The organism is Nitrospira sp. NS4 (genome assembly GCF_049546785.1).
Taxonomy (GTDB): Bacteria; Nitrospirota; Nitrospiria; order Nitrospirales; family Nitrospiraceae; genus Nitrospira_D.
Window position 1 is genome coordinate 249,592 of sequence record NZ_JBMWAN010000001.1, and the last position, 14,407, is coordinate 263,998.

The following is a 14,407-nucleotide window of genomic DNA, read 5'->3' on the forward strand; positions in this document are numbered from 1 at the left end:
CCTACGCCGACGCAATATTTCCGCATCGTCCAATCCCCGCTGAGCACCACTCCCCTAACAGGATCGGCCGGTCTTACTCCTCATTCAAATCCGGAGGCCGATCGTAGATAAAGGAATGCGGAGAACTGAGGAACAGAGAGCGCAACCCCGCTCTCATCGACGATCAACCGGCGCGGCATCGTTGCCTGCCCCGACCCGGCGAAATCGCTTGAGGTAGAATCCAGACGAAGATTCCATTCCCCCTGCGGCTTGTGAATGGTGACCGTGACCGGCCTGTTATTGAACCCCAGTACCAGGAGAGCCTCCGGCCCATCCGGCCCCTGACGATGCATCATCAACACCTGTTCCGCCTCCTCGTGCCAGGTCAGGTGGCGCATCTTCCCGGAGTCTTCGGCGCCAAGCGAGGCGATGCCCCTTCTGAGTGTGATCAGCATGTTGGTCCAGCGGAGCATCGCCGCCCGCTGCGGATCATCCCCGGTTCCCGGCCGGAGGCGCGACCGCTCGAAGGTCGCGACATCCTGAGGGTCCGGAATGTCTTCCTCTTTCCACCCAAAGTGCGAGAATTCCCTTCGCCGGCCCTGCCGGACCGCCTCGATCAGCTGCGGGTCCCCGTGTTCAATGAAGTATTGAAACGGAGCCGTTTCACCGTACTCCTCGCCCATGAAGAGGAGCGGTATGTTCGGGGACAGCAGCACGAGCGCGGTAGCGACCTTCAGGGCGTCGAACGGAATCTGCGTGCTCAATCGATCTCCCAACGCGCGGTTTCCGACCTGATCATGATTCTGGGCGAACACGACGAACTGCGACGAGGAACAGGCCCGCGAAGAATTGCCGTGTCGACGGCGGCGATAGGCCGACCGCCGTCCTTGATAGACAAATCCGTCCCGGAGCGCGGCAGCCAGATCCACGAGTCCGTCAAAGTCCTGGTAGTAGCCCTTTCGTTCCCCCGTCAGCGTGACGCGCAAGGCGTGATGGAAATCGTCGTTCCACTGTCCGTCGAGTCCGAACCCTCCCATCGCGGGAGGACAGATGACCCGCGCGTCATTCAGGTCGCTTTCCGCTATCACGGAGATCGTGCGACCGGCCCGCTCAGCCTCGCCATGGACCGCGTCCGCCAGTTCCTGCAGAATATGTCTGGCGCTGAAATCAAAAATGCCGTGAATCGAGTCCAAGCGCAGCGCGTCGATATGGTACTCGGTCACCCAATACAAGGCGTTGCTGATCACAAAGTGCCGGACTTCGTCGCTTTCCGGCCCATCGTAATTGATCGCGGCGCCCCATGGAGTCCGATACCGGTCCGTGAAATACGGGCCGAAATCTCCGAGATAATTGCCCTCCGGACCCAGGTGGTTGTAGACGACGTCGAGAATGACCGCGAGCCCCTCCCGGTGGCAGGCATCCACGAGCCTCTTGAGTCCCTCCGGCCCGCCATAACTGGCTTGCGGCGCAAACGGGTGAACCCCGTCGTAACCCCAGTTGCGCTTTCCCGGAAATTGCGCGACCGGCATCAGTTCGATGGCGGTCATGCCCACTTCCTGCCTGAGGTACTTCAGACGCGGAATGATCGCGTCAAACGTCCCTTCGGGAGTGAACGTTCCGGTGTGAAGCTCGTAAATGATGAAGTCCTTGAGAGACAGTCCCCGCCATGTCTCATCCGTCCAGTGAAATGCATGGGGATCGACGACGGCCGAAGGCTTGTGTACGCCCTCAGGTTGAAACCGGGCTGCCGGGTCCGGTCGCGCCTTTTCGCCGTCCAGCAGAAACTGGTAACGCGCCCCGCCCCCCACCCCGGGCACGGTCGCCTCGAAGTAGCCGAACTCCCGCGGTTCCATCGGGACCGGCGGCATGTCCGGCTCGACGAGATGAACCGCAACCCTGTCGGCACGAGGAGCCCAGACGCGAAAGTGCGTTGTCGATGGGCCGTCAAGCCGGGCGCCAAGACTCAGCCGCCATTCTCCGGTTCTGCGCGAAGCCATTCCCCTCACCGTCCCTTGGGAGCCCAGTCTGCCAGAAGGCGCGCCCCTATGCCAGAGGGGTGCAATCACTGCGTCGAATTTCGGTTGTCGCACTTGCGCCTGAGCGCAGAGGAAGCTATAGGTACTCTGCTCCCGGCTTGCGGCCGCGACAAGAGACCATGCGTCGCCGCTGCCGGAATGGAATGACGGAGGGAACCACAGTGCGAACGTGGCCGGGACGCCCTTATCCGCTTGGCGCAACGTGGGACGGCGAGGGCGTGAACTTCGCGATTTTTTCTGAAAACGCCACCGCCGTCGAGTTGTGCCTCTTCGACAGGGCCGACGCTCAGCGGGAATCGGCGCGCATTCGAATGGAGGAACAGACCGATCAAGTCTGGCACGTCTACCTCCCGGGTCTGTGGCCGGGTCAACATTACGGCTACCGCGTGCACGGCCCCTATGCGCCGGAGGCCGGACATCGCTTCAACCCGAACAAACTGCTGATCGATCCCTACGCCAAATCCATCGCCGGCGTCATCGAGTGGTCCGATGCCATGTTCGGATATCGAATCGGTGATCCCAAGGCCGATCTGTCGTTCGATACGAGAGACAATGCCGGCAACATCCCCAAGTGCGTCGTCATCGACCAGGCCTTTACCTGGGGAGGCGACCACCTGCTCAAAACCTCCTGGGATAAGACGATCATCTATGAAGTGCATGTCAAAGGATTTACGGCCCGGCACCCCGACGTGCCGGAACACATGCGAGGCACCTACTCTGCGCTCACCACGCCCGCCGTCATCGACCATCTGCTCGACCTGGGTGTCACCGCGGTGGAGCTTCTGCCGATCCACCAGTTCGTTCGCGACAAGGACCTGCACGATCGCGGGCTGACGAACTATTGGGGGTACAACACCATCGGCTTTTTCGCGCCCGATATCCGGTATGCGACCTCCCCTGTTCGCGGCCGCCATGTGCGGGAATTCAAAACCATGGTCAAGACGCTGCACAGCGCAGGGATCGAAGTCATTCTCGATGTCGTCTACAACCATACGGCGGAAGGGAATCATCTCGGACCGACCCTGTCGTTTCGGGGTGTGGACAATGCCTCGTACTATCGGCTCACGCCGGAGAACAAGCGCTATCACGTGGATTACACGGGATGCGGCAACACGCTCAACGTCACCCATCCCAGGACCTTGCAGCTCATTATGGACAGCTTGCGCTACTGGGTGACGGAGATGCATGTGGACGGGTTTCGCTTCGATCTCGCCTCCGCGCTGGCGCGGGAGTTCCACGCCGTCGACCGGCTGAGCGCTTTTTTCGACATTCTTCATCAAGATCCGATCCTGTCCCAGGTGAAGTTGATCGCGGAGCCGTGGGACATCGGCGAGGGGGGCTACCAGGTCGGCAACTTTCCGGTGGGCTGGGCGGAATGGAACGGCAAATACCGGGACACCATCCGTCGCTATGCGAAAGGCGACGGCGGACAAGTCGCCGAACTGGGCTACCGCCTGACCGGGAGCAGCGATCTGTACAGCACGAGCGGGCGACGCCCCTTCGCCAGCGTCAACTTCATCACGGCCCACGACGGCTTCACGCTTCAGGATCTCGTCTCGTACAACGACAAGCATAACAAGGCCAACGGGGAGGACAACCGCGACGGCACAGACGACAACGCCAGCTGGAATTGCGGCGTGGAGGGACCGACGGACGATCCGGCGATCGCCGAGCTGCGGGAACGCCAGAAGCGGAACTTCATGGCAATCTTGTTCCTGTCGCAAGGCGTTCCCATGATCTGCGGGGGGGATGAGTTGAGCCGGACTCAAGAGGGCAACAACAATGCCTACTGCCAGGACAATGAACTCAGCTGGTTCAATTGGACCCTCGATCGCAACCAGCGCGCTTTTCTCGCGTTCGTGAAGCAATTGATCGCATTTCGAAAACGGCACCCGGTGCTGCGGCGCCGGAGATTTTTTCAGGGGCGCCGCCTCCGAGGCTCCGAAGTGAAAGACGTGTCGTGGTTCCGGCCGGACGGGAAAGAAATGACCGATGAGGATTGGAACGCCGGCTACGCGAAGTCGCTGGCGCTTCGCCTAGCCGGCGACGCCATCGCCGAAACGGACGAAAAAGGGCGCCCGATCACGGACGACACGCTCCTCATCCTCCTCAATGCCCATCACCTTCCGCTCACCTTCACGCTCCCGGCCCATAAGCGGGGCGTCCGCTGGGAATGGCTGTTCGACACCTCGACGAAGCTCCAGCCTTCCAGGGAAGCCCTCCTTTTGAAAGGCGGGGACCGGTATGAGCTCAACGCGCGCGCGCTGGCCGTGCTCCGCCTGCGCGAGTAACGTTACCCGGGCCGTTCACCGGGGCCGACGCGACGGCCTCCGATCCGCGCCCCCGTGACCGGATTGAAGAAATGGACGACGGCGTCCCCGATCGAGATCGTCACGGCGTCGCCGGCGCGCAACTCCTGTCCCGAGTCCAGCAAGGCCACGAGCATGCGGCCGGTCGCTCGACCGGAGACCGGCTCCAGAGTCACCCACGGATGGCCGCTGCCCCGCTCGACCAGCCGCACCGTCCCATCGGCGATCATCCCCGATCGGGCTCTTCCCGAGGGACGGCTCACGCGGATATGCTCCGGACGAATCCCGAGCGTGAGCGCGCTCCCCTCCACACGATGAGGCCAATCCGCCGGCAAGGGAATCCGGAAGGGGTCCGCCGCAAGGATTCCGCCGTGGACGACGGCATCGATCATGTTCATCGCCGGCTGACCGATGAAGCCGGCCACGAAGACGTTGGCCGGCGCATCGTAGAGTTCTTTCGGCGTCCCCAATTGTTCGAGCGTCCCGTCGTGCAAGACAGCCACGCGGTCGGCCAGCGTCATGGCCTCCGTCTGGTCGTGGGTGACATAAATCATCGTGATCTTCAGCTGGTCGTGCAGCCGGCGCAGCTCGGTTCTCATCCCGGTTCGGAGCCGTGCGTCCAGATTGGACAGCGGCTCGTCCAGGAGAAAGACCTGCGGTTTCCGGATCAGCGCCCGTCCGAGCGCCACCCGTTGTCGTTGACCTCCGGACAGCTCGCGCGGACGCCGGTCCAGGAGGTCCGTCAGCCCCAGGAGTTCCGCAATGCGGCGCACTTCCCCGGCGATCCCGGCGCGATCGAGACGACCCCGCCGCGGCCCGACCCGCAGCGGAAACGCCAGGTTCTCTTCCACCGTCATGTGCGGATACAGCGCGTAACTCTGGAAGACCAGCGCCACGTCGCGGTGCTGGGGGGCCAGCGCTGTCACGTCCCGGCCGTCGAACAGGATCCGCCCGCCGGTGGGCGACTCCAGACCGGCCAGCAGATGCAGCAGCGTGGATTTGCCGCAGCCTGACGGACCGACGACGGCGAAGAACTCCCCGTCGCGGATCGTCACGGTGAGCCCCCGGACGATGTCCGGTCCGTCGAACCGTTTCCGCAATCCTTCCAGCCGTACTTCCGCCATATTCCCCCGAAGGCAAGAGGCGAGCGGTACCGGGCGCATGTGCCTTTCCCACAGCCCCTTGCCCCTCGCCTTGCTATCCTTTCACGCTTCCCGCCGTCAGCCCCGCCACGATGTGCCGCTGGAAGACCAGCGCCAGGAGCACGACGGGACCGGTCACGATCAACGACGCCGCCGCCATATCCCCCCAGGGCACCTCGTGCAGCCCCGGGAATAACGCAATCGCCACAGGGACGGTGCGCGAGGCGTCGGTGGCCGTCAAGGTCAGGGCGAACATGAACTCATTCCAGGAATAGATAAACAGGAGCAGGGCCGCAACGGCAATGCCGGGGAGCGCCGGCGGCGCCACCACGCGAACGAGCGCGCTCCAGGGAGTACAGCCGTCGACCCGCGCGGCCCGGTAGAGGTCCACCGGAAGTTGCCGGAAAAAACTGCTGAGCATCCAGATGGCCAGCGGGAGTGAGTAGGTCGCGTGCGTCAGGATCAAGGCGCCCAGGGTATCGCGCAGGCCCAACGCCCGGACAAGCAGATACAGCGGGCCGACGACGGCGATGGGCGGGAACATGGACAGGGCCAACACCAGCCCCAGAATCCAGGGCTTCCCGCCGAGCGGCAGACGGGCCAGCGCGAACGCGCAGAGTCCCCCCACCCCGACGGCGAGGGCGCTGCTCGCAACGGCCACCAGGGCGCTGTTGAGCAATTCACGGTCAAGCGTGGATCGGGCGAGCACCGCCCGATAATGATCACCGGTGGGCTGTTCGGGAAACAGCGGCGGGAGGCGAACGAGATCGGAGTCGGGCTTCAGAGAGGTGACGGCCTGCCACGTGACCGGTCCCATGCAGAAGACGACCGCGCCGGTCAGCAGCAGGATCCGCCCGAGCCTCCCTCCGGCGTCACGAAGCCGCGACCGGATCCCCGGCCCGCTCATCGCGACAGCTCCCGCAGGTAGCCCCGCAGCAGGAACACGTAGCCGAGCGTGAGCATCAGCCCCAGCAGAAACATGGTCGTGGCGAGGGCCGAGCCATAGCCGAACTGGAGCGTCTGAAACAGCGTCTTGTAGGCATAAATGGACAGGGTTTCGGTGCTGTTGCCGGGCCCGCCGCCGGTCAACACATAGACCGCGTCGAACACGCGCACCGCGTCCATCGTCCGGAAAATCAGCACGATCACGATGACCGGCAGGAGCAGCGGCAGTGTAATCCGGCGGAAGATCGTCCAGGGGCCCGCCCCGTCGACCTGCGCGGCGAGGGACAGCTCCCGTGGAATCGCCTGAAGACCGGCCAGCAGGAGCAGGGCGGCGAACGGGGTCGTCTTCCACACGTCCATCAGGATCGCCCCGTGGATCGCCCAGGCCGGATCACCGAGCCAGTTGACCGGCTCGGCGATGAGGCCGGTTCTCAGCAGCAGATAGTTCACCAATCCGTACTCGCCGTGGTAGAGCCATTCCCACATGCGGGCCGAGACTACGGTCGGGATCGCCCAGGGGATCAGAATCAGGACGCGCCCCCATGCCGGGCCCCGCTCCCCTCCCTGTATCCCGCGAGCGAGGAGCAGCGCCAGCGCGAGCCCGAGGAGCACCTCGGCCGTCACCGACAGTCCCGTGAAGTAGAGCGTCGTCCGGCAAGCGGCCAGGAACCGTTCGTCACCGGCCAGCCGGATGTAATTGCTCAGGCCGACAAACTCGTCGATGCCGAAAATCGGCAGGCGCCGATGGAACCCCAGCCAGCCGGCGGCAAGAACCGGCAGCAGAGCGAACGCGCCGAGGAGCGTGAGCGCCGGCGCGACAAACAGGACACTCCACGCAGCATCAGTCAGAATCCGTCCGGGAGTCCGGAGCTTTCCGGAGAATACCCGCCTGAGACCGTGGATCATGGCGCCCCCAGAATCCGGTCGATCTGCCTCCGCGCCGATACCAGCGCCGCCTCCGGAGTTTTCAACCCCACGACCACGGCGCTGAGTTCCGGTTGCAGGACCTGCGATATCATCAGATAGTACGGGGTGACCGGCCTGGGTTTGGCCCTGAGAATGACGGGCGAAAGCGCCGCGAGCCAGGGCTTGGCCTCGAGCAGGGACGAGTCCTGGTAGAGATCCGATCGTCCCGGCAGATAGCCCAGTTCCAGCGCGAGCCGTTTCTGAATCGCGGAAGAGGCAAGGTACCGGAGCAGATCCTTCGCCTCGAGGGGATGAGGCGCCCGCTCCGGCACGGCCAGCATCCAGCCGCCCAGGGTCGGGACCGACTCATGGCCGGGAAACGAGGGGACCGGGGCCAGCCCGATCTTGCCGCGGACCGGAGAACCTTCCGCCTGGAGCAGCGACCAGGCATAGGGCCAGTTCCGCATGAAGACGGCGCGTCCGGCGCCGAACAGGTGCCGCGTCGCCTCTTCGTCCGCCGTCGTCACGAAGGACGGGGACAGTCGTTCCTCCACCAGGGTCCGCATGTACCCGAGCGCCGCTTCCCCCTCCGGATTGCGGTCGCCCAGAAGCCCGCCTCCGTGCCCCCGGACAAATTCCAGCGCCACACAGACCAACCCCTCGTATTGTTTGCCCTGCCAGAGAAATCCTCTGAGATCGGGATCCTGTTCCCGATCGAGAATCGCGCGGGTGATGCGGGCGAGCTCAGGCCAGGTCTTCGGCGGAGCAAAGCCGTAACGCTCCAGCAAATCCCGCCGGTAGTAGAGCACCCCAGCGTCCACATACCACGGGAGCGCGTAGAGCCGCGCTTCATAGGTGGCAGACTCGAGCGCGCCGGCCACGAAGGTCTTACGCTCAGGATCCGGCAGCCCCTGGTCCACCGGCTGAATCCATCCGGCTCGGGCGAACTCCTGCACCCAGATGACATCCACCGCCAGAAGATCGAACGGCACGCTCTTGCCTTCGAGATTGATGGCGTAAAACTGATGCTGCTGGTCGGTCGACGACGGCAGGATCTCTTCCCGCACGGTCACGCCGGGATGCGCCTGTTCGAATTCGCGGAGCAGGCCGGAGAGGACTTGCGGGTCGCCCGAGAGTTTACCGTGCTTGAACACGACGACGGTCGGGGGCGGAGATGAAGAGTGATCGGCGGCCGGGAGACAGGAAGCGAGGAGCATGCACGCACAGGTCAGCGCCGAACAGATCGGCGGCGGCCACCGGCGTGTCAACGGAACCGCGCTCATAGGTGTCTGAGATCCTCCGGCGGACGATCCTTCGTTCGACTCGACAGTTTTCCTTCCAGATAGTCCTTCGCCAGATCTTTCGCGCCGAGGCCAAAGGCGATCGCGCCCGCGAGCACTACCCCGCCGAACGTGAGGGCGAACCCGGCGACGACGACGTGCTGGGCAATGCCCAGTTGCTCCAGCGCCATGGCGATCGCCGTGAGTTGCACTCCCCAGCGCGCGACATCGGCGACCAGCCGGGCCGGAGGAAGCCCGGCATTGACGGCGGCGATGAGTACGCCCTGGGAGATGAAGTTGGAGACCACATACCCCGCCACCAGAATCACCGTGCTGAGAAAGAGATGCGGCAGATAGGCCAGAAAGGACTGGGCGAATTGATTGATGGGTTTGAGGTTCAGCGCGCCCAGCGCCGCCAGGGCCGCAAAGAGAAAGACCATCCAATAGGCTGCGCGACCAATGAGATAGGAGGGGTTCTTCTTCACGCCGCCGCGGGCCAGGGCCGCGGTCACGCCGAGCCGATCGGCGAGGTGATCCAGACGGATGATCCTCAACACCCGCTCCACCGCATAGCCGAGCAACCAGGCGGAGATCAGGCCTATCATGACGATGAGGAACATCGCAAACACGTTCGGCAGGATCGCGAGGATGTCCCGCCCCAAGACCGCCAGCGGATTGAACACGGCCTTATCCAAAAAATCACTCATCATGACCTCCTTCCGGACCGGCAGACTCACCCTGTGACGGCAAATCGCTTCCGGGGAACCGCCAGCGCTCGAGCAGATAGGGCTTCCTGCGTTCGAAGACCTCGCAGAGCCTTTCAATCCGCTGTTCGGCCTCTTTCGAGGTTAATCCCTCCGTCTCCAGGACAAACGTGGCGGTCCGTCCCAAATAGAGCGGCGTCATGGCCTTGAGTAGATGGTCGCGCGGCATGACGCGCCGATGGTAGGCGGCGGCCACATCATAGACCAGCTGCGCCCACAACTCGTCCGGCAGGGAAAAACGCTGGGAGGGACAGTCTTTGAGCGGCAAGAGGCCTTCATACGTGTCCGCCGCCAGCATCTGCCTCCATAGGGCTCCCAGGTCCGTAAGGCCCTGCCGGAAATGCGCGATCATCCGGTCGACATTGACGTTGACCGGCTCCACGCCGACTTCGTACTGAAAACCGAACAGCTTCACGGGATTGGACGACTCCACGGTCGACCAGATGGAGTTATGTTCTTCCATCAAGGCGAAGACCGCGCCGACCACCTGTACGAGCATGCTCGAGAGGTCCGCCGCCGGATCTTTCGGATTATGAATCTTGGCGCCAAGAAAACTCTGACAGACCCGCGCGCCGCTCGCGATCGCCTCGGTCGTCATCCAGATATCGATTCCGAATTTCGCGACTTCGGACTCCCAGACGTGCTGATCCAGGTAGTGTTCCGTGAGCCGCCCCGAGAACCCGAAATCCCCGCCGATCGGCTGGCGGATGCGCTGACCGTACAGGGCGCGGGTCAGGGGATAGACAATGCTGTTGGTAATGGTCCCGTCGTACTTGTGGCGCAGATAGTAGGGCGCCACGTAATCGTAGCCTTCCTCCAGCACCGGCCTGATCAACAGTTCAACCCATTCCGGAGTGATGCTGCGCAGGTCCGAATCCACGACGGCGCAGGCTTTGGCTCCCAGCCGGCGCGCGATCTCGAAGATCGTCCTGAACGCGCTGCCTTTCCCCGGAATCCCGTGGTAGGGCGTGACGATCTTGTGCAATGGGCTCTGACGGTCGCTGATCAGGAGCGCCCCGAAATCCACGAGCGTCCGGCTGACGATCTCCGTGGTCCCGTCCGTGGAGGTCCCGTCGGAGTTGATCAAGGCGGCCCGCCGGTCCGGGAAATATTTGGCGAGACCGGCGCTGACCGCCCGCACCACATGGCCGATCGTGTCGGCGTTGTTGTAGCTCGGGATGCCGACCACGATGTCGACCTCTCCGATTCGCTGGACCGCCGACTCGGTCTCGGACGCCAGCGGTGTCCCGATGTTCGGCACGGCTATTCGTACCTCCTGTACCCGTAGAGTTTACGGAGGGCGGCGGGGTGTCCGGCGGTATCCGACGGCCGGAACCGGCCCGTCAGGGCTTTGATTCCGCCCCCAGTCCGCTCGCCGGCTCCCACGCATGATCCTCTTCCACCGCCCTGACGATTCGCTCGAAGATGTCCGGGGCCGCGTGCACCACCCGGCTCCAGTTTGAAATCATCGGCACGCCGAGCGGATCCTCCAGGAATCCCGACGTCGCCAGCTTGATCCCGGTGAGGAACGCCTCGACCGCGGTCCGTTCCTGATGGCGATCGAACTGCAGGCTGTTGATGGCGGCATCGTCCTCGTACCGGCGAATCGCCTCGTGCGCCGCCTGCAGATAGGTGGCGCGGAGGGTCTTGAGCAGCTCATCCGAGAGCACGACGCCCTGGCTGGCCAGGTTCCGGAACAGCGATTTGGAAATATCCACGCACATTTTCAACAGACCGCCCTCCGGATCATCGGCGGACAAGGCCTGGTGTTTATGCTCGTAGGCATCGGCGAGATCCGCCTGGCAGACCCGGCGCAGCGCGCAATTGCGATAGACTTCGGCCAGCACGCCGACTTCCAAGCCCCAATCACCCGGGATGCGGTTGATCCAGGCCAGATCGCGCACCATCGCAAACTCCCCGGCCAGGGGATACCGGAAGCTGTCCAGGAACGTCAGCAACGGCTGGGGGCCGACCAGCTGCCCCAGGCTGCGGATGAGCGGCGTCATGAACAACCTGGTCACACGCCCGTGGAGACGATCGGTCACCCGGCTGTAGTAGCCTTTGCAGAACTCGTAGCCGAGATTCGGGTTCGCCACCGGATAACAGAGCCGCGCGAGATATTCCCGCCGATAACTCACGATGTCCGCATCGTGCAGCGCAATGACGTTGCTGCGCCCGCGGGCGAGCACGTACCCGAAGGCCAGCCAGCAGGATTGGCCTTTCCCCGGCAGGCCCACGTCGATCCCCAAACCCGTCAGTCCCCGGAGGATCTCTTGAATGCGCGGGCCGTCGACCCAGACAAGCCGCACGTTCTGCGGCAGACGCTGAAAATATTCTTTCGCCCGGCGGAATTCGAGCGCCGAGGCGCGGCCGAGCGCGACCACGACCTCGTTGAGATAACCGACCTGCCCGAGCTCATCGAGAATACCCTGCAGGGCCGGCCGTTCCAACTCCGCATACAGCGACGGCAAGACCAACGCGATCGGATTCACCCGGGCATGGCGCTCCAACTCCGCCTCAAGCCGGTCGATGTTCGGCTGTCCCAGCCGATGCAACACCGTCACGACCCCGTTCTGGAAAAAATCCGACAATGCGCAACCTCCCGTCCGTGGCAGCGCGGGTCCCTTCGACGAATCCGGCCTGCCTCAGCGCAAGCCCCGTTTCACAAGCCGGTCCTTCCCTCGTCGATGGATGATTCACCAACCTATTCCTTACACAAGCAATGAAGAGTATGGCAAGCACGATGCCTGCAATCAAGTCAGCCTAATCTCCTTCCCGCTGGTAATTCAGTTCGAGTCCATGGCACAAAGAGGCGTCGCGTGAAATCCTCGGGCGCATAGCGCGATGCGTGATGACCTCTCCGCCCATGGGCGGACTTCGCTCGCGGCAGCGGAGACGGACGAACGGACTCAGTCCCGGTTCAGTCATCCGGGAACAGGCCTGCGCGCATCCGTCAGCGCTTCCATGAGCATTCGTCTCGCTGAGTCAGGACAGAGGAAGGAACAGAACCGCGCATGCTCCGTGTGGTCGTGTTTACCGATCTCGATGGATCGCTCCTTGATGCCGGCTCCTACTCCTTTGCAGCGGCGCAGGAGGCGTTGGACCTGCTGCGCGCCCGCGAAGCGCCGCTGATTCTCGCCTCCAGCAAGACGCGAGCCGAAATGGAACCGCTTCGCGCGCAACTCGGGAATCACGATCCGTTTATCGTGGAGAACGGGGGAGCGGTCTTTGTGCCGAGGGAGTCTTGCAGCGTCCCCCCGAAAGACTCCGTTCAACGAGGCGCCTATTACGTGACCGAGCTCGGAGCCCCCTATGCAGCGCTCCGCGCGGCCCTCAAGAGCCTCGTGCGAGAGTCAGGAACGCCCCTACGAGGATTCGGCGACCTGTCCCGGCAAGAGATCGCCGATCTGACGGGACTCACGGTGGAAGCCGCCGCGCTGGCCAGGCAGAGGGAGTACGACGAGCCGTTGGTGATCGACGGCCCGCCGGACCTCATCGAACGTCTCGCTCCCCTGGTCCAAGCCAAGGGACTCCGTCTTCTGCGAGCCGGCCGCTTCTATCATCTCAGCGGAGCGACGGACAAGGGAGCGGCCTGCCGGCATCTCATCGCGACGTACCGACAAGCCGCCGCAATGAGAGGCGACAGGGTCGTCACCGTCGGCATCGGGGACAGTCTCAACGATCTGCCCATGCTGGCCGAGATGGATCGACCGATTGCGGTTCAAAAGCCCGACGGATCATATGATCCCGGCATCGCAATCCCCCGGCTGGAGTTCGCTCCGGGGCCCGGCCCGAGCGGATGGAATCGCGCGGTGCTCGACATCCTCAAGGCTCACTGAGCCTCTCCAAGGAGCACCGTTCACGTTCCGCCCTGCCGGGAGGCGGAGCGGATGGGCCAGCCGACTTACTCAATGAGGAGCGCCTGCGGGTGGACGCCGAACTGCTCCAATTTTTCTACGCGGACCCCGATGAGGCGGATCAATTTCCCCAGGGGGTTTTCACGATCGTCCAGGAAAGGCGCCAGGAGATTCATCGCCTCCCGTTGAAGGACCGCGAGCGAGTTCGTGGGAACGGACAAGGTGTGACTGCGTGATTTCGTTTCAAAATCGGCAAAGCGCACCGTAAGCACCACCGTGCGAAAATGCGTGAATCCTTCGGCGGTGGCCCGGCGCATTACATCCTCGCTCATGGCCCTGAGTCGTTCGGTCAGGAAGGAGGAATCGCCGGTGTCCTGTTCGAAGGTCTCCTGCTCCCCGACGGATTTGGCTTCATACGTTTCCTCGACCGGAGACTCGTCCCTGCCGCGGACTTTCTCATAGAGATCCCCCCCTCGTTTTCCGAACATTCCACGCAACTCTTGCTGCGAGAACGACCGCATGTCTTTGACGGTCTTGACGCCGACTCTGGCGAGTTCTGCTTCGGTCTTGGGGCCGATCCCCGGGATGGTCCGCACAGGAAGTGGGGCGAGGAAGGATGCAACCTCTCCTTCTCTCACGACGGTCAGGCCATCGGGCTTGCGCAGACCGGAGGCGATTTTGGCGACGAGCTTGTTGGGGCCGATGCCGACCGAGGCAGTCAGATGCTCCTCATCCCCTATGGCGCATTTCATCTTGCGGCAGACCTCTTCGGCGAGGCGATAGGATTCGCACGAACTCAGGTCGAAATAGGCTTCGTCGATGCTGGCCGGCTCAACCAGAAAGACGAACCGCCGCAGGGTCTCCATCACATGGGCGGAGACTTCGGCATACCGTTCCATGCGCACGGGCAGAAACCTGGCCGGAGGCCGTCCCTGCCTCTTTGCGGCTTCCGACAGCCGCCAGGCCTTTGAGATGGGCAGGGCCGAATGGATTCCGTACTCACGGGCCTTGTAGTTGGCGGTGGACACCACGCCGCGCCCCTTCCCGCCACGGGGATCGGCCCCCACTACAATCGGCAACCCGCGCAGCGACGGATTTTCACGCTCCTCAATCGCCGCAAAGAAGGCGTCCATATCGAGGTGGCCGACAATTCTCATGAGGATTCACTCGCGTGAGGCTTGCGCTGGGG

The 14,407-nt window shown here is 63.5% G+C and carries 11 protein-coding genes; 2 read left to right on the forward strand and 9 right to left on the reverse strand.

Features of this window, described 5'->3' with window-relative positions:
• Positions 1–80: 80 nt before the first annotated feature.
• Positions 81–1,976, reverse strand: a complete 1,896-nt coding sequence (gene treZ, locus ACO9S2_RS01155) for a malto-oligosyltrehalose trehalohydrolase (RefSeq protein ID WP_423719923.1) — start codon at positions 1,974–1,976, stop codon at positions 81–83.
• A gap of 182 nt (positions 1,977–2,158) precedes the next feature.
• On the opposite strand from treZ, the gene glgX reads away from it, so the two are divergent.
• Positions 2,159–4,306, forward strand: a complete 2,148-nt coding sequence (glgX, locus tag ACO9S2_RS01160; protein WP_423719924.1) for a glycogen debranching protein GlgX — start codon at positions 2,159–2,161, stop codon at positions 4,304–4,306.
• A gap of 2 nt (positions 4,307–4,308) precedes the next feature.
• Here glgX and ACO9S2_RS01165 read toward each other — a convergent pair whose 3' ends face one another.
• The 7 genes from ACO9S2_RS01165 to ACO9S2_RS01195 form a co-directional block, all read right to left on the reverse strand.
• On the reverse strand, positions 4,309–5,448 hold the full coding sequence (locus ACO9S2_RS01165; RefSeq protein WP_423719925.1) for an ABC transporter ATP-binding protein: 1,140 nt from the start codon (positions 5,446–5,448) through the stop codon (positions 4,309–4,311).
• Positions 5,449–5,521: 73 nt separating this feature from the next.
• Complete coding sequence (locus ACO9S2_RS01170; protein ID WP_423719926.1) at positions 5,522–6,373, reverse strand: carbohydrate ABC transporter permease; 852 nt, start codon at positions 6,371–6,373, stop codon at positions 5,522–5,524.
• A complete protein-coding gene (locus ACO9S2_RS01175) occupies positions 6,370–7,317 on the reverse strand; it encodes a carbohydrate ABC transporter permease (RefSeq protein ID WP_423719927.1) in 948 nt (315 codons plus the stop codon). Before ACO9S2_RS01175 ends, ACO9S2_RS01170 begins: the two co-directional genes overlap by 4 nt.
• Positions 7,314–8,600, reverse strand: coding sequence for an ABC transporter substrate-binding protein (locus ACO9S2_RS01180; RefSeq protein WP_423719928.1), 1,287 nt, complete (start codon positions 8,598–8,600; stop codon positions 7,314–7,316). Before ACO9S2_RS01180 ends, ACO9S2_RS01175 begins: the two co-directional genes overlap by 4 nt.
• The gene (locus tag ACO9S2_RS01185; protein ID WP_423719929.1) at positions 8,597–9,307 is read right to left on the reverse strand and encodes a mechanosensitive ion channel family protein; all 711 of its coding nucleotides are present in this window, start codon (positions 9,305–9,307) and stop codon (positions 8,597–8,599) included. Before ACO9S2_RS01185 ends, ACO9S2_RS01180 begins: the two co-directional genes overlap by 4 nt.
• Complete coding sequence (locus ACO9S2_RS01190) at positions 9,297–10,622, reverse strand: glycosyltransferase (RefSeq protein WP_423719930.1); 1,326 nt, start codon at positions 10,620–10,622, stop codon at positions 9,297–9,299. Before ACO9S2_RS01190 ends, ACO9S2_RS01185 begins: the two co-directional genes overlap by 11 nt.
• Before the next feature lie 82 nt (positions 10,623–10,704).
• Positions 10,705–11,952, reverse strand: a complete 1,248-nt coding sequence (locus tag ACO9S2_RS01195; protein ID WP_423719931.1) for a glycosyl transferase — start codon at positions 11,950–11,952, stop codon at positions 10,705–10,707.
• A gap of 423 nt (positions 11,953–12,375) precedes the next feature.
• Between ACO9S2_RS01195 and ACO9S2_RS01200 the strand changes: the two genes are divergently transcribed.
• Positions 12,376–13,200 carry an HAD-IIB family hydrolase gene (locus tag ACO9S2_RS01200; protein ID WP_423719932.1) on the forward strand — a complete coding sequence of 275 codons (825 nt, stop codon included), beginning with the start codon at positions 12,376–12,378 and terminating at the stop codon, positions 13,198–13,200.
• 65 nt (positions 13,201–13,265) lie between these two features.
• Here ACO9S2_RS01200 and dinB read toward each other — a convergent pair whose 3' ends face one another.
• Positions 13,266–14,375: a DNA polymerase IV gene (gene dinB, locus ACO9S2_RS01205; protein WP_423719933.1), complete on the reverse strand. Its 1,110-nt coding sequence runs from the start codon at positions 14,373–14,375 to the stop codon at positions 13,266–13,268.
• Positions 14,376–14,407 lie beyond the last annotated feature (32 nt).